Below are 25,905 nucleotides of genomic sequence, written 5' to 3'. Positions count from 1 at the left end.
TTACGATAACCGTATATGATTTCCGTGTACAGTCAAGAACAATTTCATATAAAAGGGGTCAGACCCTTTTTGGATGAAACTTTACGCAAGTTTACTTTCCAGATGCACAGGTTCTTCGGTATGAGGACGGGGATCTCTTTTTGGATCGGGGTAAGGAAGAAGTGTAATTTTTTTGATGACCACCTTACCCCAGCGATCGTTCCCATGCTGAAACATGGGCACCATCAATAAAATTGATATCTGAAACAACGCGGTAATCAGAAATCTTTTTTGAAGGGCGGGGTGAAGGTTGTCATGGGAAAAGCCATGAAGCAGGCGGACGAAAAAAACGGAAGACGGCAGGGAAGAGCGGTTTGGATCGTATATCTCTTTGTGATGTTTGCAGTTGCGGGTGCGGTACTCTGGCATTTTTTCTCCAGAGAGACATCCCGGGCCGAAGGATGGATAACAGCATCTGTCCAGCGGGGAAGTATCGAGGATCTGGTAGCGGCTACGGGTGTGCTGCAGCCCAAAAGCTATGTCGATGTGGGAGCCCAGGTTTCGGGGCAGTTGCAGCGCATTGCCGTTGCAGTGGGCGATGGGGTGAAGGAAGGGGATCTTCTGGCGGAGATCGATCCTACCCTTTTTATCGCTAAGGTGGATGCCAGCCGTGCCCAGCTCAAGTATCAGAAGGCCCAGCTGATGGATCGCAGGGCCCAGCTTCAGCAGGCCAGAAACCATAATGAGCGCCAGAAAAAGCTTCTCGCCGAAGGCGCGGCCACCCTGGAAACGGCTCAGAATGCGGAAACCGCCCTCCTTTCCGCTGAAGCCCAGGTGGCCATGCTTCTTGCCCAGATTGAGCAGACCGAATCCAGTCTGCGGGCGGATGAGGCCAGCCTCGGTTATGCCCGTATTTATGCCCCTATGGGGGGTACCGTGGTGTCCATTTCTGCCCGTCAGGGTCAGGCGCTTAACGCCAGTCAGCAGGCTCCAACCCTTCTTCGTATCGCCGATCTTTCCACCATGACTGTGGAAACCCGGGTGTCAGAGGCGGATATCAATCGGCTTTTTAAAGGAATGCCCGCCTATTTTACCACCCTGGGCAGCCAGAAGCGCAAATGGCAGGGAAGGTTGCAGCGCATTGAACCCACCCCTGTGGTGGAGAACAATGTGGTACTTTATAACGCCCTTTTTGATGTGGACAACAGGGGGGCTGAACTTTTTACCCAGATGACGGCCCAGGTTTTTTTTGTGGTGGCTTCTGCGGAAAAGGCACTGATCCTGCCCGTTTCTGCTCTCATGACAGGGGATAGAGGGGCTGCGCGGCTGCCCCAGAAACGGGAAGGGGGAACAGGGGATGAGGCAGGATTTCATGGAGAACGGCCTGCGCGGGAATTCGGATCCCGGAACCCCTCTGCCAGGGTGCGTGTGCTGGGTGCCGATGGCCTTGTCCAGATTCGGGAAGTGCAGACCGGGGTCAGCAACCGGGTGCAGGTTCAGATTCTTTCCGGTCTTGAGGAGGGAGAGGTGGTGATAACGGGGCAGAAGCTTTCCGGTTCCGGAAAGGAGGCTGCTGCCCGTTCAGGGGGGAATACCATGCCCGGAATGCCGAGGATGCGATGACAGACAACAAGGAACCCCTGCTGGAACTCTGCGGTGTCACCAAGGTGTACCGCAGCGGTGATATGGATGTGGAAGTGCTGCATGGCATGGATCTCAGCATCTATCCCGGAGAGTTTGTGGCCATCATGGGCAGCTCCGGGTCTGGAAAGTCCACCCTGATGAACATTCTCGGCTGTCTGGATCGTCCGACAGAGGGGCAGTACCTGTTCAGAGGGCAGGATGTGTCCCTGCTGGACAAGGGAGAGCTGGCCCGGATGCGGCGGGAGGAATTCGGCTTTGTTTTTCAGAATTACAACCTCATCGCCACGGCCAGTGCCCAGGAGAATGTGGCTGTCCCCGCCGTGTATGCGGGCATGAAATCCGGGGAAAGAAAGGAGAGGGCCACCCGCCTTCTTGAGGATCTGGGACTGGGCGACCGGATTTTCCACAGACCCTCCCAGCTGTCCGGCGGGCAGCAGCAGCGGGTTTCCATTGCCCGTGCCCTGATGAACGGTGGCCGGATTCTTCTGGCGGACGAACCCACGGGGGCGCTGGACAGCCGGAGTGGGGATGAGGTCATGCGGCTTCTGAAGGGGCTTTCGGAAGAGGGGCATACCCTGATTCTCATTACCCATGAAAGGGAGGTTGCCGCCCATGCGGATCGTATCATTGAGATCCGGGACGGGCGTATCCTTTCTGATCCCGGCCCCCAGCCGATTCGTGGAGATTTTCCGGAAAGCAGGGCCGTCCCCGGGGGGGCTCCGGTTTTCGGTGAGCTGATGGAAGCCACCCTTACAGCATTCCGTTCTCTGAAAAGCAATATTTTCCGAACCATTCTTACCCTTCTTGGCATTGTCATCGGCGTAGCCTCGGTGATTGTCATGATGGGGATCGGTGACGGAGCGCGGCAGACGGTTGTGGAAAGTATCCGCAGCATGGGCAGCAACCTCCTCACCGTCAGGCCGGGGGCTCCCAACATGCGGGGCCGCGGGGAGGTTGCCACCCTTCTGCCTGCGGACGTGCAGGCTGTTTCAGAACTTGCCAATGTGCTGGTTGCGGTACCGGAGCAGTCCGGCTCCGTGACCCTGCGTCATGGCCGTATGGATCACAGAACGGAAATTAACGGTACCTCCTGGAGCTATGTGCTGGCCAGAAGCTGGGAGCCTGTCAGAGGAACTTTTTTCACCGGCGAAGATGAAGCTGGTTATGCCACCGTAGCCGTTCTGGGACAGACCGCTGCAAAAGCCCTTTTTCCGGATTCTGATCCTCTGGGGGCGTATATCCTCATCAATCGCATTCCCTTTCAGGTGATCGGGGTCATGGCACCCATGGGGGCAGGTTTTGGCGGCAGGGATCAGGATGATGTGGTGCTGGTGCCCTACACCACGGGCAGTCTGCGTCTCACCGGGCAGCGGCACTTGAGGAACATCACGGTGGCGGTGGAAGATGTGGCCCGCATCGACGCCACCCAGGACGAGGTACATGCCCTGCTTCTGGCCCGTCATGGGGTGGAGGACTTTCAGATCCGCAACATGGCTTCCCTCATTGACTCCGTTTCCGAAACCCACAACACCCTGACCCTTCTCCTCGGTTCCATTGCCGCCATCTCCCTCCTGGTGGGCGGCATCGGGGTCATGAACATCATGCTGGTGAGTGTTACGGAACGCACCCGTGAAATCGGTATCCGCATGGCCACCGGAGCCAGGATGCGCAACATTCTTCAGCAGTTTCTCATTGAGGCACTGGTGGTCTCCACCTTTGGGGGACTTATCGGTGTTGCCGTCGGCATCGGAGTGGGGGCGGTCGTCGCTGCCCTGGGAACGCCCGTGTACTACAGTTCTGCCCCCGTGCTGCTGGCCTTTGGCTGTGCCTTTGCTACGGGTCTTGTGTTCGGGTACCTGCCCGCCCGGAAGGCCGCAGGGCTGGATCCGGTGCTGGCCCTTGCCTCGGAATGATGAAGGGGAAAAGTACATGGAAAAAACATGGTGGTCTGCTAAAAAAATCCTTTCAGGGCTGTCTGCCCTTTTTCTTCTGGCCTGCATGGCAGGAGGCTGCGCCCTCAAGGATCCGCAGGCCCTGGAGAGCCTACCCGCCCTGCCGGAAAACTGGTCTGCTGCGGTAAATCCTGCGGGACTTCTGCCGGAAAAGGACTGGTGGTGCAGTTTCGGGTCTTCGGATCTGGAAGGGCTTCTGGATGAGGCTCTTGCCGCATCGCCGGATCTGGCCATGACGGTGGAGCGGGTGATTCAGGCGGAAACTCAGCTCCGCCTTGCGGGAAGCTCCCTCTTCCCTTCCCTGAGCCTCAGCGGGGGCAGTGCCTGGCGCAAAAGCTGGGAGTCCGGAGGCAGGGGCGTTTCCGCCGAATCCACCTCCCTTTCCCTCGGAGTCAGCTATGAGGCGGATGTCTGGGGAAGGGTGGCTGCGGATGTGCGGGCTGCGGATGCCCTTTTCAGCGCTGCTGCCTTTGATGGGGAGGCTGTGCGTCTCAGTCTGATGACAGGTGTTGCGGCGGGGTACTTTCAGGTGCTTGCCCTTGAAAAGCGCCTGGAGATTGCCCGGAACAACCTTGAGATCGCTGGAAGGGTGCTGGACGTTGTGACCTCCCGCCACCGCCACGGCAGCGCCACGGAGCTGGATCTGCGGCGTCAGGAGTCCGCCGTTCTGGCCCAGAAAGCCTCCCTTCTTTCCCTTGAAGAACAGCGCCGCCAGCAGCTTTCCGCCCTGGCCATTCTGGTGGGCCGTGCCCCCCAGACCTTTCGGCTTCCTTCCGAAACCTTCGGAAAACTTACGATTCCCGAAGTGGGGGCCTTTCTTCCTTCCGACCTTCTTGTGCGCAGGCCGGATATCGCCAGGGCGGAGGCCCAGATCGCCGCATCCGAGGCCAGTGTCACCGTGGCGCGAACCGCATTTCTGCCTACCTTCCAGCTTTCCGGTTCCGGAGGTCTGGCCAGTACAACCCTGCTGTCCCTCTCCAATCCCCAGAGCAGTCTTGGCCTTTCCGCAGCCATCGTCCAGACCCTTTTTGATGGCGGACGCAGAAAAAATCAGATTCTTGTTGCGGAATCCCAGCTCCGGGAACAGGTGGAAAGCTACCGTAAAACCATTCTCACGGCCTTGAAAGAGGTGGAGGATGCGCTGAACCGGACGGATTTTTCCGCCCGCCAGATGGCATTGCAGGAGGATGTTGTGGAAAAGACCTCCCGCAGTCTTTTCCTTGCGGAACTGCGCTACAGGGAGGGAGCCGATGACCTCCTGACCCTTCTGGAAGCCCAGCGCAGCCTGTTTCAGGCCGAAGATCAGGCGGTGCAGCTCAGACTTGGCCGTCTCCATGCGGCTCTGGATCTGTATCGGGTGTTGGGCGGGGGGTGGCAAAGGGATGGAGGAGAGGAATATGCTCCTTTATAGGGCGGTATACTTTATACTCCGCACGGTCACTTTTGAGATACTGGCCCAAATTGGAACTGCATTTTTCAAAAAACAGCAAATGGCTTTGTGCGGTTTAAAAATTTTCCTGATTACCATCTTGCTTCAGTTATCGTTCCCATGCTCCAGCGTCGGAACGCTGGGCTCAATGCTGTATGGGTCAAATGAACGGCTGTTCTCACCTTTCAGGAAAAGGGCATGGAGGCAAAGGCAAGACCTGATGCGGCATGGCTGAGCCAGGAGAGTAAGCAGAAAAATTTTGCGACAAAGCCATGAACATTGTGGTTGTTTATTTCTTTCTCCCCTCACCCCCGGCCCCTCTCCCACTCATCTTTACCCAGTTGGTTTTCAGAATTTTTGCTTTGGAATAAATGGCGTACGCTGAGGCTCTGCCTCTGTTTTTTTGCCTACTCCCCGGTTTCCGTCCTGCCCTGCCTTCTCTGATTCCGGATATTTTTGGTCATTTCCGCCTCTGTCATCCCTTTTTCTGTATGGCTGTGATGGGGGCCATTTTTCGGATGCTTTCCGGATATTGCTGCTCTTTGGTACTGAGGCCTGCGGGGAGGATCAGGCAGATCAGCAGACCTGTGAGGATTTTCAGATTCCGTACGCTGGAAGTTTTCATTTCATATTCCTTTCGCTTTCCAATCTGTTTTTTTAGTCCTTTTTAAAAATTTGGCCCCCACCTATCTTTGAATATTTCCAAAATCAAATGTCTCAGTATGTTTTTTTAGGCTTAGCGTAATTTGTATTGACAGTATAAGTCTGCCGAACTATCAAAACCCCCATAATGAGGCATATCCCTGAACCCTTTCAGGTTTTTTTAAAAAAATCATGGGTGACGGGTTTATTCAATTTTCAGGAATGTAAAAAGGAGAAGAGACCATGAAGGGAACAGGCTTAACATCCGGCATCCTGTGCCTTGTTTTTCTGCTGGCCGCAGGTGGACTTCAGGCCAGGGAGTCAGGGGATACGGAACTGGGTCAGGTGGTGGTCAGTGCCAGCCGTACGGAGCAGCGCCTTTCGGATACGCCCCGGCCCACCTATGTGATCACCGCAGAGGAGATTGCCGCACGCCAGCCCCAGAATATTCAGGTGCTTTTAAGGGAAATTCCCGGTTTGCAGGTGGTGGAGCGCACGGGGTCGTGGGGTGGAGGCGGCAGTGTGCGGCTCATGGGGCTGGATGCCCATCATACCCTGGTGCTGGTGGACGGGCAGCGATTCATCGGTGGCAATGACGTGGTGGATATTGCCAGCATTCCCGTGGAAGCCATAGAGCGCATCGAGGTTGTAAAGGGGCCGGGTTCCGCCCTTTACGGCAGTGATGCCCTGGGCGGTGTGGTGCAGATTTTCACCAAAAGGGCAAAGGAGGGCACAGCCCTTCGCGCGGGGGTGGCCGCAGGCAGCAGCAATCGTTTCCGGGGACATGTTGGTGCGGATTACGGAACAGAAAACTCCGGTATCCGTATGGACTATACCCACCGTAAGGATGACGGCATCACCCAGCCCAAGGATGAGAGTCGCTGGGAGGCCCTTTCCGCAACCCTTCACCACAAGCCTTCCGATACCCTTCAGCTCAGTCTGACGCCCCTTTTTACCCGTCAGGTCTCGACGGATGATTCGCAAAAAAAAAGTGGCCAGACCGTCATTCAGGAAAGAATTCAGGAGCGAAGCGCCATCAACGCCAGGGCGGATTTCAGCCCCAGCCCTTTAACACGGATGCATACCCGGGCCAGCTACATCGCCCACGACCACCGCAGGGAAGACGGCTCCCTGGAACAGCTGGCCCAGTCCATGGAATTTGAGGCCGGGGTATCGGGGATGTTCAGCCTCCATACCCTGAGTGCGGGCTATGCCTATCTGGGGGAAAAGGTGGAAGACAAGGCCACCCATATTCCGGCAAAAGAGAAGACCCACAGCATCCCCGGTGATTCTGCGGATCAGCAAACGCACAGTCTGTACCTTCAGGATGAAATGGATTTTGGCCGCACCCTCCTTACCCTCGGGGGCCGGGTCAGCCATCATGAGGACTGGGATACGGAATTCAATCCCCAGGCAGGTCTTGTGTTCCGGGCCACAGACACCCTGCATCTGCGGGCATCCCTGGGAACGGCCTTTGCCGCACCCTCCCTTCAGAAAAGATATGCCGAAATGCCCCGGAACAAGCGTCAGTTCATTGTGCAGCCCAATGCGGATTTAAAGCCGGAAAAGTCCCTCTCCTGGCAGGCGGGGCTGGACTGGGAAGCCACCTCCAGTCTTCTGTTCCGGGCCTCCTTTTTCCGCAACGAGATTGAGGATCTCATTGCAACGATCCCCGTGGATTACAAAAAGACTCCCAAGCTTGAGACCTATGCCAATATCGGTGAAGCCCTCACCCAGGGCGTGGAGTGGAGTGCCTCCTGGCGGGCTTTTCAGGGATTCAGGGCCACCTTGAGCCACAGCTACACCGAAACCGAAGACAAAAGCACAGGAAAGCGGCTTCTTGAAAGGCCGGAGCATCGGGCGGGTCTGGATCTCGACTATCACCTTTCCCGTCCGGATCTGCGTTTTCGCCTTACGGGTTCCTGGATCGGAGAGCGGGACATGATGGACGGCAACAAGCGAAAAACCCTTTCCGACTATGGCACCCTGGATCTTGCCGTAACCTGGCAGGCCAGTCCGCAGATGGAGGTTTTTACCCGTATTGAAAATCTTACTGATGAAAAGGCCAGGGAGGATGAATGGCGGCTTGACGGTGTGGCCTGGATGGCGGGGATGAAGTTTACGTTCTGAAAACAGATTTTATCCACAGGCCCTGGCAGAAGATAAAAAAACAACACACCAGGAAAGAACCTGAAGGCTGGTCTGAACACGAGACTTCAGGTTCTTTCACGTACTGTTTTCTTTCCGGAGAGATCCATGACGCATTTCAGTTTTAAAAAATGGATCAGCCTGACCCTCTTTTTCGCCTTCATCACCGCCAGCATCAGCGGGGTTGTGCTCTGTATCATGCCACCGGGCAGAATCGCCTACTGGCTGAACTGGAAATTCATGGGGCTGACCAGGGAGGGATGGGAAACCCTCTATCTGCCCTTCGCCATCTTCATTCTGATTCTGGGAACCCTGCACCTTTTTGCGTACAACTGGAAGCTTTTTGTCTCCTATTTCAAAAAAAGGGACAAGATGGAGGGTGACTCCGGAAAGGGGCTTTCCAGGGAGTTTTACGGAGCCTTTGTACTGACACTCTTTTTCTTATTCTCGTCTCTGAGCCATACCCCGCCCGTATCCTGGCTCATGAATGGGGTGGAACAGGTCAAGGATGCCTGGATTACGGAGGACAGACTGCCTCTCTTTCCCAGGGCGGACAGCGTAAGCTTAAGGGAAATCTGCCAGAGGGAGGGAATTCCCCTGGAAACGGCTCTGGAGAGAATAAGGGAGAGAGGGCTTTCCCTGCGTAAACCGGATCAGACCCTTGCTGCCATTGCCAGGATCAATGGGCTGAACCCAAGGGATGTCTATCTTGTACTGAAGGGGGAATGAGGTCTGGCCCGAAGTATTGGCACTGGGTTCACACCATTCCAGTATACAACATAGTGTGCTTTGAATTGTTAATAAACTACCACATATTGTTAATTTTTGTAGTTTGGAACGGTGTGAACTCAGTACCGGGCTGCACGGCAGGGCTTTATTGTCCGGGCAGGTGGCGCAAGGCCTGGCTCTGCAATTTGGGAAAAATCTCCCGGATCTTAATTTTAAAGAACCGGGAGAATGGGGGGGGAAGATTTTGAAAAAAAGGCCTGGTGATGACCAGGTGTTCGGGAAAATGTATTCAGGGCAGGATGGGGAAAGCTCCGATTCAGGAGCCCCACTGATCCGGAACCCCCAGGATTCTTCCGGCCTGATCCGGCCGCAGCTAGAGACGCAGGCCACTTTTCATGGCCATCCACCTGTTCTCAGCCCATGCGTTTTTCAAAATCCTGCATAAAGGCAACAAGGCTTTCCACGGCATCCATGCCGGTGGCGTTGTAAAGGGAAGCCCGGCATCCGCCCACACTTTTATGCCCTTTGAGTCCGCCAAGCCCTGCGGCCAGGGCCTCTTTGATGAAGAGGGGCTCCAGATCGTGATTTCTGAGGCGGAAGGTCACGTTCATCAGGGAACGGTCTTCTTTCGCCGCCGTGCCTTCATAGAACTCCGTGGCGTCCAGGGTTCCGTAGAGACGATCCGCCTTGGCCCGGTTCAGGGCCTCCATGTTTTCAAGACCGCCGATGTCCTTTTCCAGCCAGGCCAGCACCTTTTCCGCCACATAGATGCCGAAACAGGGTGGGGTGTTGTACATGGAATAATGATCCGAATAGGTCTTGTACCGCAGCAGGGTGGGCATGACGGCATCCGGATTCCAGTCCAGAAGATCTTCCCGGATGATGACCAGGGTCAGCCCCGCAGGCCCCATGTTTTTCTGGGCACCGGCGTAGATCAGTCCGAATTTTTCCACGGGAACGGGGCGGCTGAAAATGTCTGAGCACATGTCGCAGACCAGGGGCACGCCATGGGTATCCGGATAGGTCTGCCACTGGGTGCCCCGGATGGTGTTGTTGGAGGTGAGGTGCACATAACGGGCGTTTGGGTCAAAATCTGCGGTTTTGGGGATAAAGGAAAAGGCCTTGTCTTTGGAAGAGGCGGCGTAGCGGACCTTTTTACCCAGAAGGGTGGCCTGTTCAAAGGCCTTGGTGGCCCAGGTGCCGGTGTTGATGTAATCGGCGCTGTCCTTTTCGTCCAGAAGGTTCAGGGGAGCCATGGCGAACTGAAGGCTGGCCCCGCCCTGGATGAAAAGCACGCGGTAGTTGTCGGGCAGGCCGAAAAGCCGTCTGGCCCGGTTGCGGGTTTCGGTCAGCACTTCACCGAAAAGATCGGATCTGTGGCTGATTTCCAGAATGGACATGCCCGATCCCCTGAAGTCCAGCATTTCCGCCTGTACTTCCTCCAGTACGGACAGGGGCAGGGCCGCAGGGCCGGGGTTGAAATTGTGGATGCGTCTGGTCATGGCAAACCCCCTTTCGGGATGGAAAACTGTTTTGAAGGATGGCGGTCTTGGGATGGGGTTTGAAGCGGTGCGGAGTCTTTATGCCATATCCGCAGAAATCGAAAACGGTTATCTACGCAAGGGGAAATCTTGTCAATATCCAGCCGGGTCAATATCCGGCCTGGATTGATGGGGGGGCGGATCTCATCCGATGCACAACGGGGTGCTCAGAGATCTCGACTGGATCTGAAGAGGAAAAAAATGCCCTGTGCTTACACAAAAACCATTGTTGTGGTATGAAGGGCCTCGTTTGATCGGATTTGAGGAAGGCAGATGACAGACCAAAAACCAACCCATCCAGGTGAGATGATTCCTATGGACATGTTGAAATATCCCTCAAAAGAGGCAGAAGCCCGACTTCAGGCCATTGTGGCCAGAGGGCTTGGTGAAACGGAAGACATGACGGCCCAGGTGGCCCGGATTCTTGAAGAGGTTCGAACCCGTGGAGATGCGGCGGTTCTGGAATATACCCGCCGTTTTGATGCCCCGGATCTGGCGGAAGATGCCCTTGCCGTGAGCGCGGCGGAGATGGATGCCGCGGAAAAGGCCGTCAGCCCCGATTTTATGAAGGCCCTGGATCGGGCCGTGGAACAGATTGCCTCCTTCCACAGAAGGCAGGTGCAGAATTCCTGGATTGACACCCCGAGGGACGGGGTGATGCTGGGTCAGCTTGTGAAACCCGTGGATGCGGCGGGGGTGTATGTTCCCGGCGCCACCGGCGGCATGACCCCCCTTGTGTCTTCCGTACTCATGGGGGGGATCCCGGCCCGCATCGCAGGGGTGAAAAAGGTCATCATGACCACGCCTCCCATGGCGGACGGCTCCGTGAACCCGCATCTGCTGGTGGCGGCCCGGAAGGTGGGCATCGACACGGTGATCCGGGCGGGCAGCGCCTGGGGGATTGCGGCCATGGCCTGGGGGACGGCCCAGGTGCCCAGGGTGGATGTCATTGTGGGGCCGGGCAATATCTGGGTGACCCTGGCCAAGAAGCTGGTATCCGGCACCGTGGGCATTGACATGATTGCAGGGCCTTCGGAGATTCTGGTCATCAGCGATGGCTCTGCCCCTGCGACCTATGCGGCGGCGGATCTTCTGTCCCAGGCCGAGCACGATACCCTGGCTTCTGCCATTCTGGTTACGCCGGATGCGGATTTTGCCCAGAAAGTGAAGGCCGAGCTGGAGATCCAGGTGGCCCGTCTGCCGCGACGGGAAATTGCCGAGGCGTCTTTGCGGGATTTCGGAGCCATTCTGGTGGTGGATACCCTGGAGCAGGCCTTTGAAGTGTCCAACCGCCTTGCGCCGGAGCATCTGGAGCTGCTCATGGAAGAGCCTCTCTCCTGGATCGGAAAGGTGCGCAACGCAGGAGCCATTTTCTGCGGCAGCCATACGCCGGAACCCATGGGCGACTATATCGCAGGGCCCAACCATGTGCTGCCCACCGCAGGCACGGCCCGTTTTGCCTCGGCTCTGGGTGTGGATCATTTTGTGAAGAAGACCAGCCTCATTTCCTATACGCGGGAGGCTTTTCTGAAGGAGGCTTCCGACGTCATGCACCTTGCGGGCATTGAAGGGCTTGAGGCTCATGCCCATTCCGTTCGGGTACGGCTCGAAAATTAGGGGCGTGGTGAAGAAAAAGAGTCCTTCGGATGGTATGTGTGCAGGCTGTGTCCCAACGGGGGCTGAAAACGGAAAAATTTTATAGCAGTCTGATAAAAAAAGATTCCACCGGCAGGTGTTTTGTTGAAGCACAGGTTCGTTCTCTGCCGTCATCGGGGAATTCATAAAACCACAGGGCGTATTACAATGTTCCTATCCGCCGTACAGCTTCTTCCTCCTCCATCTCTGGAACCCGCTGTTTAACAGGGTTCTGTCAGGGGATAGCCGGAATACATCCTTTCTGAGGTGAGTACACGTCAGGAAAAAGGTGCTTTGCGTCCTGAGTGATGGTTCCGGTTTTCCTTGTCCTGAACAGAAGAAAAATTTCTTCTCTGAAGGTCACGGAGGAATAGGATATGGAGCGTTTTAAAACGGTGGTCATGCTGAACGGCTGTGTGTTTTTTCTGATGATGGGCATCGGAGCCACGGTAGCCCTGCTGCCCGCGAAGGTGCTTTGTTTGTCGGGTTCGTTTATGGAGGTGGGGCTTTTGGCATCCGCCTTTGCACTGCCCTTTGTTGTTTTTCAGCTTCCCGTCGGCTGGTTTGCGGACAGGTACGGATTTCGGTGGTTTCTGGCAGCGGGGTATGCATGCTGTTGTCTGGCGGGGCTTCTGTATGCCTTTGCCGGAACCCCCGCACTGATTCTGACGGGCAGACTGCTTCAGGGGATGGGTGAAGTTCCCGTATGGGCTTTGGCTCCGGCGATGCTGTCGGCTCTGTATGAGGACGGGAGAGGAACTGCGACCGGGGTCTACAATGCCTCAATCCATCTGGGGCTTACGGCAGGTGCTGTTCTGGGCATTGCTGTACCTGAAGCCTCGGGTGGCACCGGAGCCTTCGCGCTTCTTTTTCTGGGAGGATTCTGTGGGGCACTGGTGACGGGAATGTGCATTCAGGAGCCCCGTCAGGCCCCTGTTCTGAAAAATTCTCAGGGGAGCATCCTGTTTCTTGTGACACAGTACAGGGTCGGAGGGATTCTCATGGGAGTGGTCTTGTACGGGTGGGGCTATGGGCTGTTTCTGACCCTTATTCCTGCGGTTATGCTCCCTGCTCAGGGACCGGAGGCGATTTCCGTAAGTGTTTTTTTTGTTTTATTTTATGTTGCGGTGGGGCTTTCCCAGATCCTGGGAGGTCGCCTGTCGGACGGGATCGGAAGTTTACGGACAATGTTGCATGGTATTCTCCTCGCTGCGGTGGGCATGCTCCTTGCCTCGGTGTTGACACATATCTGGGTTTATGTTTTTTTGGCCCTGGCAGCCTTCGGGCTGGGGATATTTTGTGTGGCATCCATGGTTTTTCTGGGGACATCTCTCCCTACAGATCTGAAGGGAACGGTTTCTGCCACTTTCTATCTGTTCTGGGGGCTGGGTTTCTTTGCAGGCCCCATACTTTCAGGAAAACTGGCGGATTCTGGTCATTTTTACATGGGCATCCGGTGTTTTGCCGCACTTCTTGCCCTTGAGGCTGTCTGGGTTGGAAGTTTCAGGTTCTGGCCGTCCCGGTCAGGTGAACCGGTGACGGACTTTTTGCGGGAATAAAGAAGTACGCTGAAGAGAGCCTTCGTATGCTGGTATGTGGAACCTCCCTGATGTCAGGGAGGTTCTTTTATGTGGGGTATCGCTGGTTTTGAGGAACAGGGAGCCAGAGGATCCGTCTGTCGCGGCTGAATATTCGTACAGGGGCTGCCTGTGGGGCTTCCGTGTATTCTTGGGCTTGATTTTTTGAAGCCTCTTTTCCGTACGGGTGTGGCTTGAAAAACAGGGCGGAGGTTTTTGGCTGAGGAAGCCGTTTCCCGGTTCTGTGGGGCACGGGTAAGGATTGTAATGGCAGGGGAAGGATGCTCCTCCCCGTTTCAGAGAGGCCCTGTATGGAGGATGGCGTATGAAGTGGATTGCCTTAAAAATTGTCTTTGAAGGTGAAAACCCAGCCCAGATGGAAGATCTTCTGGCCGCAGTCTTTGCCAGCCACGGAATTGCCGGGGTGAGCATTGACCAGCCGGATCTGGAGCCGGAAGAGGGCTGGGGGGACGATGCCCTGCCCAGACCGGAATTTCCTGCGGTGACGGGCTATCTTCCGAAAAATGAAGACGCGGCGGGCCGGATGGAGGCCATCGGGCAGGAGGCGGAGCGTCTGGCGGTGGAATGGGGTTTTCGTCTGCGTATCCTTCCTGTGGAAATTGATGAGGAAGACTGGGCCGAAAGCTGGAAGGCCTTTTTCTGGCCGGAGAAGATCGGGCAGCGCATTGTGGTGAAACCCACCTGGCGCAGTTATGTGGCTGAGGAGAAGGATATCGTACTGGAAATTGATCCGGGTATGGCCTTTGGAACGGGAACCCATCCCACAACGGCCCTCTGTATCCGGGCCATTGAGACCTGGATGCAGCCGGGAGATGCGGTACTGGATGTGGGCACAGGCTCGGGTATTTTGCTCATGACCGCAGGAGTTCTGGGTGCAGGGCGTCTTGTGGGGGTGGACAATGACGGGGTTGCCATTGAGGTGGCAGGCCAGAATCTTTCTTTAAACGGATTTGGCCCGGACCGGCGGGAACTTTTCGTCGGCAATCTGGCCGATGCGGTGACAGGGCCTTTTGATCTGGTGGTGGCGAATATCCTCGCAGAGGTGGTGGTGCAGCTCATTCCGGATATCCGGCGGGTGCTGCGGCCCGGTGGGCGGGTGATTCTTTCCGGCATTATTGAGGAAAAACTTCCCATGGTCAGGGAAGCCCTGGCGTCCCATGATTTTACTGCAAAGGAAAACCGGGTGGACAGGGGCTGGGCCGTGTGTGTGGCAGAGGCCTGATCCAGGATCTGAGCTGTTGTCCGGAGGGAAAAGTTCAGAGCTTCAGTCATGGCGGCGTTAAGCCGCCATTTCCGCGTCAGGAACCCAGGGGGATGGTGAGGGTATAGGCCCGGTTTCCTCGCTGGATACGGATACCGGTTTCCCTGTCCATATGATGGCGGACAAGGGCCATTTTCAAGTCTCCCAGATTCCGGATTTCCCGGTTTCCCAGGCTGCGGATGCGGTCTCCGGGCTGGGCACCGATACGTTCCAGGTTGCTCCCTTTGTGCACCCTGGTGATGAGAACCCCTTCTCTGCCCTGGGGATCCTCTGCCACCTCAATCCCCAGAAGGGTTCCGGGAAGGGCAGGCACCTTCTCCATGGGGAAGGTCTCTACGGTGAGGGAAAGGGTAAGGGGCTTTTCTTTGCGCATCAGGCGGAAGGGAACCGGGCTTCCGGCCGGAATCATTTCCAGCTGCTCCCTGTAGTCGGAAAGCCTCTGGAGGGGCTGGTCGCCCATGGTCAGCAGCAGATCTCCGGGCCGTATTCCCGCCCTGGCTGCGGGAGAGTCTTTTTCCACATGGCGGACGAGAAGACCGTCGCCTTCTTCCTTGCCCATATAGGTGGCCAGGCCCCTGTCCATTTCCTGCACGCCCAGCCCTGTCCACATGGGCACCACCATGCCATGGCGGATCAGGTCTGTGGCAATTTTCCGGGCCAGGTCAACGGGAATGGCAAAGCCGATCCCCTGGGCTTTGGCGTGGATGGCAGTGTTGATGCCGATCACCTCGCCGAGAATGTTGAGCAGGGGGCCGCCGGAGTTGCCCGGATTGATGGAGGCATCGGTCTGGATGAAGCGTTTGAAAAGCTGGTGTTCACTGCGGACATGGCGGTTGACGGCACTGACCACACCCGTGGTCACGGTATGGGAATAGCCGAAGGGGTTGCCGATGGCAATGACACTTTCGCCGATCATGAGATCGGTGCTGCTGCCAAGGACAGCCTGGGGCAGGGGCTCGGGACTGTCGATGCGCAGCACGGCAAGGTCGCTTTCCGTGTCCGATCCCACAAGGCCTGCGGGAAGTTCCCGGCCATTCTCCAGGGTGACGGTGATGCTTTCTCCCCTGGCCACCACATGGGCGTTGGTGAGCACATAGCCCTTTTTGCCGTCTATGATGACACCGGAGCCGAGGCTGCTGCGCTGCTGCCGTCTTCCGGGGGTGCCTTCGAAAAAATCCCTGAAAAATTCTTCGAAAAAGGGGTCACTGAATCCCGTTCTGTGGCGGGTTTCCGTGTAGGTGGTGCTGATGTTCACCACCGCAGGGGCCACACTGCGCACGGCCCGTACCACGGGGGTTTCCCGTTGGGAGAGGCTGGCATAGGCCCTGATGGAAAAAAGAAAAAGTATGCAAAAAAGAATCCATTTGCCCTTGGGTATCACTTCTGGTATCCTCACTTTTTTATATTGTACTGATTTTGTGGTGTTCTGGTTTGCGCGCTCCGGAAGAGATTGATTCGGTCAGGCCTGTCCATGGTTTCCTTGCCCTGAAAGCCTTTTCCCTCCTTGATTTTCTGCCACCGGGCCCTTTTTACGACCCTTGAATCCGGTAATATCATGTCCTCATACAGCCTTCAATTTGAATCCCTGCTTGGCAGGGTGGAAAAACCCAGCCGTTATCTTGGAACTGAAGTGAACAGCATCCGCAAGGAAGGTTCCCGATTTTTCCGTGTGGGCCTTGCCTTTCCCGATATGTATGAAATCGGGGCTTCCCATTTCGGTCTTCAGATTCTCTATGACATCCTGAACAGGGAAGCGGAGATGGCAGCGGAGCGGATTTACGTGCCCGCACCGGATATGGCCGCTGCCCTCAGGGAGGCGGGGCTTCCCCTGCTGACCCTGGAAACCCGTACCCCCCTGGGAACTCTGGATATCCTGGGGTTCAGCCTGCTCTATGAGCTGAACTATACGGGGGTTCTGGAAATTCTGGATCTTGCCGGTCTGCCCTTTTACAGTCATGAAAGGGACGACAGCCATCCCTTGATCATTGCGGGCGGCCCCTGTGTCTGCAATCCGGAACCCATGGCTCCCTTTTTTGACGCCATGCTCATGGGAGACGGGGAGGAACAGCTCCTGGATCTCTGCCGCCTGGTGCAGGCATGGAAAAAAGAGGGGGAAGGGGATCGCAGAGTCCTTCTTAAAAAACTGGCCGAACTTGACGGGGTCTATGTCCCCGCCTTCTTTACCCCTTCCTGGGATGAAACCGGTGTGCAGCATCTCACGCCGGAAAAGGGACAGGCTGCCGTCATCGTCAAGGCGGTTTTGCCCTCCCTGGAATCCGCAGCCGTTCCTTTAAGGCCCGTTCTGCCCTTTACCAATCCTGTGCATGACAGGCTGCGTCTTGAAATTGCCAGGGGCTGTACCCGGGGCTGCCGTTTCTGTCAGGCGGGGATGCTGTACCGGCCCGTGCGGGAGCGTTCCGTGGAAAGACTGATGCAGATCACGGAAGTGGCACTGGCGGCAACGGGCTATGACGAAATGTCCCTCCTCTCCCTGTCTACGGGAGATTATGGCTGCCTTGCGGATCTCATGGAGCATCTCATGGATCGCTATGCGGGGGAGCAGCGGGCCATCAGTCTGCCGTCCATTCGTGCGGGCCGCTTGACGCCCAATCTGATGGAACAGATTAAAAAGGTGCGCAAGACAGGGTTTACCATTGCACCGGAGGCGGGCAGTCAGCGGCTCCGGGATGTCATCAATAAAAATATTACGGAAGAAGAGATCATCACCACGGTGCGGGATGCCATTTCCCTGGGCTGGAATCAGATCAAGCTTTACTTTATGGTGGGACTTCCCACGGAAACCCAGGAGGATCTGGAGGCCATCTGTGAGCTTGCCGACAAACTGCGCCGTTTCCGGACACCCCAGGGAAAATGGGGGCAGGTGACGGTGAGTGTGGGAACCTTTATTCCCAAACCCCATGCCCCCTTTCAGTGGGCGGGGATGATTCCACTGGATCAGGCCAGGGAGAAATTTCGTTTTCTGAAGGATCGCCTGAAAATGCCCGGAGTGCAGCTCAAGTGGCAGGACCCGAAGATGAGCCGTCTGGAAGCCCTTTTTTCCCGTGGAGACCGGCGTATGGCCTCCCTTCTGGTACGGGCATGGGAAAAGGGCTGTGTTCTGGATGGCTGGTCGGACTATTTCAGGGAAGATCTCTGGAACGCGGCCATTCAGGAAGAGGCGCTGGATGTGGATTTTTATGTGTTCCGCGAGCGTCCCCTGGAGGAAGCACTGCCCTGGGATGTGATGGATATCCGGGTCTCCAGGGATTTTCTTAAAGAGGAATGGCGGAAGGCTTTTCTGGGGGAAAGCACGCCGGATTGTCGTGATGGGGCCTGTTCCGCCTGTGGGGTCTGCGATTTTGATACCATTGCCCCCCAGCTTTTTCCCGTATCCCGACAGGAAAAGGCAGCTCCGCCCAGACGGCCCCAGCACTTCAGAAGCCTGCATGCAGATTTTGAAAAAACAGGGCCTGCCCGTTTTTTCGGGCATCTTGAAATGATACAGATTTTTTTGAAAGCCCTGCGGATGGCGGGCATTTCCATGAAATTTTCCATCGGTTTTAATCCAAAGCCGGAAATCCGTTTCGGCGATACCCTCCCTCTGGGCATGGCCAGCCTCTGCGAATCCTTTACGGTGAGCGTGGGGGCGGAGGTTTCCGCATCCACCTTTGCGGCACTTGTGAATCCCTGTCTTCCAGAGGGGCTGCGCATTACCCATTGCCGGGAAGCCCTTTCCGGAGAAAAGGAGGCTCCCGTGCTGCATTATACGGTGCACAGTCCTGTGGCCCTGGATGGGGAAAGGCTGCTTGCCTTTGAGGGTGCGGAGGAGTGGATGCTGGAAAAAACGGGGAAAAAGGGAAAGACGGTTCTTCTGGATGTGAAAAAATTTGTCCGGAAAATAGTCCTTGCAGATGAAAAAATGCTTTGCCTTTCCCTGGGATCCTGGGAGGAGAGAACCCTGCGGCCTGCCCAGGTTCTCACGGCTGTCTGGGGGCTGGATAGCGCTCAGATTCTGGATCTGGATATTCTGAAGGTCAGTGCCGATGATGGGGAGGAAAGAGGGGGAGGGTGCGAAAGGAGCTGATTGTTAATGTGGCCCCAGGGGAAACCCGTGTGGCGCTTCTTGAAAACGGAAGCCTTGCGGAATTTTTTGTGGAGCGGGGCGATGAGGAAAATGTTACGGGAAGCATCTATAAGGGCCGGGTGCAGCGGGTACTTCCGGGTATGCAGGCGGCCTTTGTGGATATCGGTCTGAAACAGGCCGCGTTTCTGTATGTGGATGATGTCATGTCCGATTCCGCTTCCCTGGAGCTGCTGGATGCTGAAGAGGAAGGGGAGGACGCTCCCCTGTACAGAAAAAATGGCCGTGAGAACCGGCACCGTATTGAGACTCTGCTCAGGGAAGGGCAGGATATCATGGTGCAGGTGATCAAGGCACCCGTCAGCACCAAGGGCGCCAGGGTGAGTACCCAGGTGTCCCTGCCCGGCCGTTTTCTTGTACTCATGCCCACGGTGCCCCATCTGGGTGTTTCCAGAAAAATCCTTTGTGATACGGAAAGACAGCGTCTCAAGGATCTCATGGAAGCTCTGAGAAAACCGGGACACGGGTATATCCTGCGTACTGCGGCAGAGGGGGTGGATGAAGAGGCTGTGACCCGGGAAATTGCCGTGCTGGACAGGCTCTGGGATCTGATTCAACAGCGGTATAAGAATCAGAAGGCTCCGTCCCTGATTCACCGGGATCTTTCCGTTACCTTCCGTTCCTTACGGGATCTTCTGACCCACGATGATACCCGGCGGCTGGTGATTGATTCCAGGGAAGGCTGCAATGCCGTACGCCATTTTCTGACCCGCACCATGCCGGATCTGGAAGTGGACGTGGCCCACTATCAGGGCAGGGAACCCATCTTCGATGTCTACAATATTGAGGCGGAAATCCAGCGGGCCATGCGGAAAAAGGTCTGGTTGAAATCCGGTGGGTATATTGTCATCGAGCAGACCGAAGCCCTTGTGGCCATTGATGTGAATACGGGCCGGTATGTGGGCAAGGAAAATTTTGAGGAAACCATCCTTCTCACCAACCTGGAGGCGGTGCGGGAAATTGCCTGTCAGATTCGCCTGAGAAATCTTTGTGGGATTATCATTGTGGATTTTATTGACATGGCCCGTCCCGTGAACCAGGAAAGGGTTTACCAGGCTTTCCGGGATGCGGTGCAGGGAGATCGGATCAAGACCAATATTCTGCCCATGAGTGAGCTGGGACTGGTGCAGATGACCCGGAAAAGAACCCGTAAATCCCTTTCCCGTATCCTCTGTACCCCTTGTCCCTGTTGTGAGGGGAGGGGGCATGTGGCCTCACCGGAAACCCTCTGTCTTCAGATTTATCGGGATCTGATGCGGTATGCCCAGGATCTGGCGGGGAATGCCTTTAAGGTATGCTGCCATCCGGAAATTGCAGAGCAGCTTCTGGGGGCTTCCAGGGCCATTGTCGAGCGGGTGGAAAAGAAGACCGGGGTACCGGTGCATGTGATTCCCGATCCGGCCTACCATCCGGAGCAGTTTGATATTGTTGAAAGTATACGGAAGCCTCGGGAGAATCCGGTTGACAGTCCTGGGGAAATATGATTCCCTGACGCGATTTGTCCGGAGCAGAAGGCATGCTTCGGAAGATGCCAGTACAAGAGCCGCCCCCCGGAGGGGCGGGATTTGTTGGAGCATAACACAACAACAGACCAATATGATGTAAGGGATTAGGATCATGAAAAGAACATTTCAGCCAAGCCGTATCAAGCGGGCAAGAACCCATGGATTCCGCAAAAGAATGTCCACCGTTGCCGGTCGTCGTATCCTGAAGGCCAGAAGGGCCAGAGGCCGCCAGCGTCTTTCTGCATGAGAATTCTTTTTTCTTGGTACCGCTGCCCGAACGAAGACTTCTGCTTCCATGCCCGAGAGTCCGCTTTGTTTTTGGCTTCTTTCATGGTAAGTGCTTGAAAATTTGGGCTCTTGCGTGTTTTCGATCCTGTATGCTTTTTTATTTTTTCGCCTGCCTGGGCATTCTGTCGGACAGAAAGTCCCCTTTGATATGTGCACGCCCCCGATACCGGTGTTGTTGTGGTGTCCCGGACTTTTCAGAGCCGGATCGGGGGAAAAGGGCGTTTCTTTCGGATGGAAAGGGGGGAAGTTTGCAGGCACAGCGTTTCAGTAAGGCAGATCGTTTACAAAAGCGAGGAAGCTTTGTTCGGCTTTCAAAAACAGGAAAAAAGGTTCATTCCCGGTATTTTCTCGTGCTTTTTTCTCAAAATGACCTGTCCCGTATCCGCATAGGGATAACCGCATCCAGAAAAGTAGGAAATGCCGTACAGCGTAACCGTATCAAGCGTCTTGTGCGGGAATTTTTCCGCACCCGGGGGAAGTTTTTTACCCTTGGGGCCCTGGATCTGAATATCATTGTCAAGCGTGAGGCTGTGGAACAGGCTTCGGATCATATTTTTGCCTCCCTTGACGATCTCTTTGCCAAGCTTGCGGGAAGATCCGGCAGGGAAGATCGGGTGCTTAAGTGATTCAACGTCTGCTTCTTTTGCTGATTCGGGTATACCAGCTTTTTGTTTCCCCTTTTTTAGGGCCCGTGTGCCGTTTTTACCCCTCCTGCTCCGCCTACGCCTATGAGGCGGTGCAGCGTCATGGCGTTGTCCGGGGTGGATTTCTGGCCGTCAGGCGTATTTTAAAGTGCCATCCGTTCCATCCGGGCGGTGTGGATCCTGTCCCCTGAAGGGAAGTATCCTCCCGCCCTTTGTCTTTTGAACGGAAAGGAAGATTGCTACGGCCTGTGCCGGTTTCGACTTTTCCAGCCCGTGTCCGGATAGCGGGCATCCGCGCACCCATGTGAGTTTTAGGAGCCATTCATGGAGCAGCTTCGTTTTCTCGCAGCCATCGTGTTGTCGTTTCTTGTTTTTATCGTGTGGAATTATTTTTTTATGCCCACGCCCCCTCCGCTTCCCGTGGAAAAACCGGCAAACCTGGCCTTTGCCCCGGATTCTGCTGTTGTGCCGGATGAAACTCCCGCCACAGCAGGGGAGAGGATGGCGGTACCGCCTCCGGTCTCTTCCGTTCTGCAAGGAAAGGTCGCCCGACTGTATACGGTGGAAACACCCTTGTATACGGCCGTTATTTCCGGAACGGGTGCCGCTTTCAAGGGAGTTTCCCTGAAAAAGTACCGGGAAGAACGCACGCCGGACAGTCCGGAAAAGGAGGTTCTCCCTTCAGATCTCGGTCTGAATTTTGTCCTGTCCACGGAAGGCGGCAGTATACCCGATCTGGAAACGGCTGTGTTCAGCGGGCCGGAGCAGGAGAAACAGGTTCTTCGGGAGGGAGCGGCGACCCTGGTCTTTTCCTGGATGTCTCCCACGGGCATTGCGGTGGAAAAGCATTACACCTTCCAGCCGGAAAGTTACCTCATCACCTGCGAAGTCCGTATTCGGAATACGGGTAGCGGTATGATTGCGGATCGTCTGGGTTTTTCCCTCATTTCCACCCTGCCGGGAAGCAAGACCATTGGTTTTGAAGGGCCGACGGCATTTATCGGCAAGGAAGTGGAACAGATCACGATCAAGGATATCCGTAAAAAAGACCGTTATATCGGGGATATCCGCTGGGTGGCCATACAGAGCCACTATTTTGCCACGGCGTTGGTACCCTCCGGCGAGGAGCCTGGGATACTGCGCCTGGGGCTGGAAGGCGAGCGTGCGGTTCGCGCCACGTATTATACGGAAACCTTCCAGCTGGGAGCCGGAGCGCAGATCCGCAAGGAAATGCAGTTTTTTGCAGGCCCGAAAAGTGTTGGGATTCTTAAGGAAACGGGGCATGGCCTTCAGGCTCTGGTCGATTTTGGCTGGTTCGACATTCTGGCCCAGCCCTGTCTCTGGCTTCTGAACCAGATTTACAAACTGATTCCCAACTACGGCGTGGCCATTATTCTGCTGACCCTGCTTATCAAGATCGTTTTCTGGCCTCTGGGCAACAAGAGCTACAGGGCGATGAACGAGATGAAAAAACTGCAGCCCCTTATGACGGAACTGCGGGAAAAGTATGGTCACGACAAGCAGCAGATGAACCAGGAAATCATGAATCTGTACCGTACCTACAAGGTCAACCCCATGAGTGGCTGCCTTCCCCTTCTGGTGCAGATGCCTTTTTTTATTGCCCTGTACCGCATGCTCTATGAGTCCATTGAGCTGCGCCACGCTCCCTTCATGGGATGGATACAGGATCTTTCCGCACCGGATCGGCTTTTTGATTTCGGATTTGCCATTCCCTTCATGCAGGAGCCTTACGGTATTCCCGTTCTGACCATTATCATGGGTGCCACCATGTTTTTGCAGCAGAAAATGTCTCCTCCTGCGGGCGATCCCATGCAGGCAAAGATCATGCTTTTCCTGCCGCTGGTCTTTACGGTGATTTTCATTAATTTTCCGGCAGGTCTTGTACTGTACTGGCTTGTGAACAACGTCTTGTCCATCTCGCAGCAGTATTACATCATGAAGACAACGCACTAATGGGGAGGGGGCATGAATACCACCGTGGAATATGAAGGCAAAAGCGTGGAAGAGGCCCTGGAAAGCGCCAGCAGGAATCTGAAGCTTCCCAAGGATAAACTTCAGTATGACGTGATCTCCTATGGATCTACGGGGATTTTCGGTCTTGTGGGTGTCAAGAAGGCAAAAATCCGGGTGAACCTTTCCCAGGGAAAACAGAAAGAAGGGGAACGCAAGGTCAGTGCCCTTTCTCTGGTGGATGAGGCCTTCGGTGCCCTGGATGCGGACAGTGCTTCCGGGAAAAAGCCGAGAAACGGGGAAAAGCCTCCCGGTCGCAATGGCGCAAAACCGCGTCCTGAAGAGCGCAGACCCGCTGTCCGTGAAGGGGGAAAGGGGGAAAGGGCCGTAAAACCGAAGCCCGCTCCTGGGCTGGAAGAAAAGAAGCCTGCTGTACCCGGAAAAGAAGAGGTACTGCTCCAGAAGGATGCCCTTGCTGCAAGTCCGTCCGTGGGGGATGCTTCCCTTGAAACGGCCTCCCTTCCTCAGCCGGCGGTAGCGGAATCCCCGGAGGAAAAAAAGGAAACTCGGGGCAAAAGGCCCGCTTCCCGAGGCCGCTCCCGATCCCGGAACAGCCGGGGAGGTGGACGGAAACCTGCCGTATCCCCTCCGCCTTCAGAGGAAGAGAACACGCTGCCTCTTCCGGATGGGGACGGGGCTGGGGAGACGGATGCCGAGACCCTGGAGGAAATTGGTTTTGCGGACCCGGAAGACACCCCGCCTGAAAACCTGCCTCCCGTGGAAGTGACGCCGGAGATGGTGGCCAGGGGCCGGGAAGTTTTGGAAAAAATTCTGATTCATATCAGTGAGGGGGTCACGATACGGGAAGAGGTTTCTCCCGGACGCATTCTCTACAATCTGGATGGCGGTAATCCCGCCATCATCATCGGTAAACGGGGGCAGACGCTGGAAGCCATTCAGTATGTGGTGGACAAGATTGTCAACCGGGATGCCGAGGGCCGTGTCCGTATTCAGATGGATGTGGAAGGCTACATTGAAACCCGGAAGGAGCATCTCCAGCAGCTGGCCCTGAAGCAGGCGGAAAAGGCCAGACGCACGGGCAAGCCCGCCACCATCGGCCAGATGAATGCCCATGACCGCAGAATCATCCATCTGGCCCTGAAGGACGACAAGGCTGTGCGAACCCAGAGTGTGGGGGAGGGCTACTACCGGCGTCTGGTGATTTTCCCCAAAAGGGTGCGTCGCCGCAGAGCCGATGGAAACGGGAGCGAGGACGCCTGATCCGGGTCTTCTGACAGGAAAGAAACGCTGAAAAAGGCACCGTTTCTCTTTGGGAGGACGGTGTTTTTTTTATGGGGATGCACCATGCAGGAAAGGGTACCCATGTTCCCACAGGATACGGACACCATCGCCGCCATTGCCACGCCTCCGGGGGCCGGGGGGATTGGTATTGTCAGAATTTCAGGGCCCCGGGCATTTTTTCAGGCCTGCGCTCTTTTTCGTAAAGGAAAGGCTCTGAAGCCGCTACGGCCTGAAGAGCTCGTTTCCCATCGCCTGACCCTGGGGGGGCTTCAGAATCCGGATACGGGGGAGGTGGTGGATGAGGTGCTGCTGGTAGCCATGCGGGCACCCCGTTCCTTTACCGGAGAGGATGTGGTGGAGATTCAGGCCCACGGAGGGCCTTATCTGCTCCGCAGTATTTTGGCCCTTGTATTGGGACAGGGCGCGCGTCTGGCTGAGCCGGGAGAATTTACCCGCAGGGCCTTTCTGGCCGGACGTATGGATCTGACCCAGGCGGAAGGGGTGATGGATCTCATTGCTGCCCGAACCGATGCTGCCCGGAAAATGGGATCTGCTCTGCTCCGGGGAGAGCTGGGAAAGGCTGTGCGCAGGATGCGGGAGAGTCTTCTGGATCTGGCCACGCGCATGGCCGCAGAAATTGATTTTCCCGAAGATGTGGGGGAGCTGGTGGACAGCGGGGACATGCGGGCCCAGATTCACAAGGCCTGCCTGCCTGAACTGCGGCGGTGGATCCGGATGGGAGAAGAGGGTATCCGTCTCCGGGAAGGGCTGCGTCTTGTCATTGCAGGGCCTCCCAATGTGGGGAAATCTTCCCTCATGAACCGCCTGCTGGCCCAGGAACGCTCCATTGTCACGGATATTCCCGGCACCACCCGGGATCTGGTGGAAGAATCCCTCAACCTTGCGGGCCTGCCCTTTGTCCTTACGGATACGGCGGGGATCCGGGAGGCTTCCGATCCTGTGGAGGCCCTGGGGATAGAGCGGGCCAGGGCCAGAATCCGGGAGGCGGACAGGGTGCTGCTGGTGCTGGATGCTTCCAGGGGAGCCGATGCCGAGAGCTGTCTGCTGGAGGCGGAAATCCGTGAAACCCCCTATGTGGTGGTGCTGAACAAGAAGGATCTTGTGGAAGATGCTGCGGCCCTTGTCCTGCCCGCCTCCTGGCGGCCCGAAGCCCGGGTGGCCCTTTGCGCCAAAACGGGAGAGGGGCTGGAGATGCTGAAAAAGGTACTGACAGACCTTGCCACTGTTGCGGAAACGGGCCATGCCGCTTTGCCCAATCTGCGGCACAAGGAGGCCTTTGAGCGGGCGGAGGAAGCCCTTCTCAGGGTGGATGAGGGGCTTGAAAACGGCCATTTCTGGGATCTGCTTGCTGTGGATCTTGACGCCGCCATCCGGGAGCTGGGCAGGGTGCTGGGGGAGAATCCGGAACCGGATCTTCTGGACAGGATTTTTTCGGATTTCTGTATCGGCAAATAGAAAAGTCCTGAAGGCCTGCT

At 56.1% G+C, this 25,905-nt stretch carries 20 protein-coding genes; 16 read left to right on the top strand and 4 right to left on the bottom strand.

Features of this window, described 5'->3' with window-relative positions:
- Window positions 1-81: 81 nt before the first annotated feature.
- Window positions 82-408, bottom strand: coding sequence for a hypothetical protein (locus BR04_RS05240; protein ID WP_496355058.1), 327 nt, complete (start codon window positions 406-408; stop codon window positions 82-84).
- Between BR04_RS05240 and BR04_RS05235 the strand changes: the two genes are divergently transcribed.
- From BR04_RS05235 to BR04_RS05225, 3 genes are read left to right on the top strand one after another with little or no spacing between them, the layout of a single operon-like run.
- Entirely contained in the window at window positions 295-1,602 is a 1,308-nt protein-coding gene (locus BR04_RS05235) for an efflux RND transporter periplasmic adaptor subunit (protein WP_496354948.1), read from the top strand. The two genes, BR04_RS05240 and BR04_RS05235, sit on opposite strands and share 114 nt — an antisense overlap.
- Window positions 1,599-3,536 (top strand): MacB family efflux pump subunit, encoded by a 1,938-nt coding sequence (locus tag BR04_RS05230; RefSeq protein ID WP_496354947.1) that lies wholly within the window; start codon window positions 1,599-1,601, stop codon window positions 3,534-3,536. The genes BR04_RS05235 and BR04_RS05230 overlap by 4 nt, the downstream gene beginning before the upstream one ends.
- A 16-nt stretch (window positions 3,537-3,552) precedes the next feature.
- Window positions 3,553-4,986: an efflux transporter outer membrane subunit gene (locus BR04_RS05225; protein ID WP_496354946.1), complete on the top strand. Its 1,434-nt coding sequence runs from the start codon at window positions 3,553-3,555 to the stop codon at window positions 4,984-4,986.
- Window positions 4,987-5,479: 493 nt separating this feature from the next.
- On the opposite strand, the gene BR04_RS05220 is transcribed toward BR04_RS05225, so the two are convergent.
- On the bottom strand, window positions 5,480-5,629 hold the full coding sequence (locus tag BR04_RS05220) for a hypothetical protein (protein WP_496354945.1): 150 nt from the start codon (window positions 5,627-5,629) through the stop codon (window positions 5,480-5,482).
- A gap of 260 nt (window positions 5,630-5,889) precedes the next feature.
- Between BR04_RS05220 and BR04_RS05215 the strand changes: the two genes are divergently transcribed.
- Both BR04_RS05215 and BR04_RS05210 read left to right on the top strand, forming a co-directional pair.
- Complete coding sequence (locus tag BR04_RS05215) at window positions 5,890-7,776, top strand: TonB-dependent receptor plug domain-containing protein (RefSeq protein ID WP_496354944.1); 1,887 nt, start codon at window positions 5,890-5,892, stop codon at window positions 7,774-7,776.
- A gap of 126 nt (window positions 7,777-7,902) precedes the next feature.
- A complete protein-coding gene (locus tag BR04_RS05210; RefSeq protein WP_496354943.1) occupies window positions 7,903-8,523 on the top strand; it encodes a DUF4405 domain-containing protein in 621 nt (206 codons plus the stop codon).
- A gap of 413 nt (window positions 8,524-8,936) precedes the next feature.
- Here the strand turns inward: BR04_RS05210 and serC are convergent, their stop codons facing one another.
- On the bottom strand, window positions 8,937-10,025 hold the full coding sequence (serC, locus tag BR04_RS05205; RefSeq protein WP_496354942.1) for a 3-phosphoserine/phosphohydroxythreonine transaminase: 1,089 nt from the start codon (window positions 10,023-10,025) through the stop codon (window positions 8,937-8,939).
- A gap of 312 nt (window positions 10,026-10,337) precedes the next feature.
- On the opposite strand from serC, the gene hisD reads away from it, so the two are divergent.
- The 3 genes from hisD to prmA all read left to right on the top strand — a co-directional run bounded on the left by hisD (window position 10,338) and on the right by prmA (window position 14,519).
- A complete protein-coding gene (gene hisD / locus BR04_RS05200; protein ID WP_496354941.1) occupies window positions 10,338-11,681 on the top strand; it encodes a histidinol dehydrogenase in 1,344 nt (447 codons plus the stop codon).
- A 395-nt stretch (window positions 11,682-12,076) separates the two neighbouring features.
- Entirely contained in the window at window positions 12,077-13,258 is a 1,182-nt protein-coding gene (locus BR04_RS05195; RefSeq protein ID WP_496354940.1) for an MFS transporter, read from the top strand.
- A gap of 343 nt (window positions 13,259-13,601) precedes the next feature.
- Complete coding sequence (gene prmA, locus BR04_RS05190) at window positions 13,602-14,519, top strand: 50S ribosomal protein L11 methyltransferase (RefSeq protein WP_496354939.1); 918 nt, start codon at window positions 13,602-13,604, stop codon at window positions 14,517-14,519.
- Between the two features lie 76 nt (window positions 14,520-14,595).
- Here the strand turns inward: prmA and BR04_RS05185 are convergent, their stop codons facing one another.
- Entirely contained in the window at window positions 14,596-15,939 is a 1,344-nt protein-coding gene (locus BR04_RS05185; RefSeq protein WP_496354938.1) for a trypsin-like peptidase domain-containing protein, read from the bottom strand.
- Window positions 15,940-16,113: 174 nt separating this feature from the next.
- Between BR04_RS05185 and BR04_RS05180 the strand changes: the two genes are divergently transcribed.
- From BR04_RS05180 to mnmE, 8 genes are all read left to right on the top strand, one after another.
- Window positions 16,114-18,642: a TIGR03960 family B12-binding radical SAM protein gene (locus tag BR04_RS05180; protein ID WP_496354937.1), complete on the top strand. Its 2,529-nt coding sequence runs from the start codon at window positions 16,114-16,116 to the stop codon at window positions 18,640-18,642.
- 8 nt (window positions 18,643-18,650) lie between these two features.
- On the top strand, window positions 18,651-20,183 hold the full coding sequence (locus tag BR04_RS05175; RefSeq protein WP_496354936.1) for an Rne/Rng family ribonuclease: 1,533 nt from the start codon (window positions 18,651-18,653) through the stop codon (window positions 20,181-20,183).
- 133 nt (window positions 20,184-20,316) lie between these two features.
- Entirely contained in the window at window positions 20,317-20,451 is a 135-nt protein-coding gene (gene rpmH, locus BR04_RS05170; RefSeq protein ID WP_496354935.1) for a 50S ribosomal protein L34, read from the top strand.
- A 130-nt stretch (window positions 20,452-20,581) separates the two neighbouring features.
- The gene (rnpA, locus tag BR04_RS05165; protein ID WP_496354934.1) at window positions 20,582-21,118 is read left to right on the top strand and encodes a ribonuclease P protein component; all 537 of its coding nucleotides are present in this window, start codon (window positions 20,582-20,584) and stop codon (window positions 21,116-21,118) included.
- On the top strand, window positions 21,115-21,327 hold the full coding sequence (gene yidD, locus BR04_RS05160; protein WP_496354933.1) for a membrane protein insertion efficiency factor YidD: 213 nt from the start codon (window positions 21,115-21,117) through the stop codon (window positions 21,325-21,327). Before rnpA ends, yidD begins: the two co-directional genes overlap by 4 nt.
- Window positions 21,328-21,460: 133 nt before the next feature.
- On the top strand, window positions 21,461-23,110 hold the full coding sequence (yidC, locus tag BR04_RS05155; protein ID WP_496354932.1) for a membrane protein insertase YidC: 1,650 nt from the start codon (window positions 21,461-21,463) through the stop codon (window positions 23,108-23,110).
- 12 nt (window positions 23,111-23,122) lie between these two features.
- Window positions 23,123-24,388, top strand: a complete 1,266-nt coding sequence (jag, locus tag BR04_RS05150; protein WP_496354931.1) for an RNA-binding cell elongation regulator Jag/EloR — start codon at window positions 23,123-23,125, stop codon at window positions 24,386-24,388.
- 102 nt (window positions 24,389-24,490) lie between these two features.
- Window positions 24,491-25,885: a tRNA uridine-5-carboxymethylaminomethyl(34) synthesis GTPase MnmE gene (gene mnmE / locus BR04_RS05145; RefSeq protein ID WP_496354930.1), complete on the top strand. Its 1,395-nt coding sequence runs from the start codon at window positions 24,491-24,493 to the stop codon at window positions 25,883-25,885.
- Window positions 25,886-25,905 lie beyond the last annotated feature (20 nt).

It is taken from the genome of Desulfobotulus sapovorans DSM 2055 (assembly GCF_059569355.1).
Note: the sequence above shows the minus strand (reverse complement) of the source record. Positions and strands in the feature narration are given on the sequence as shown.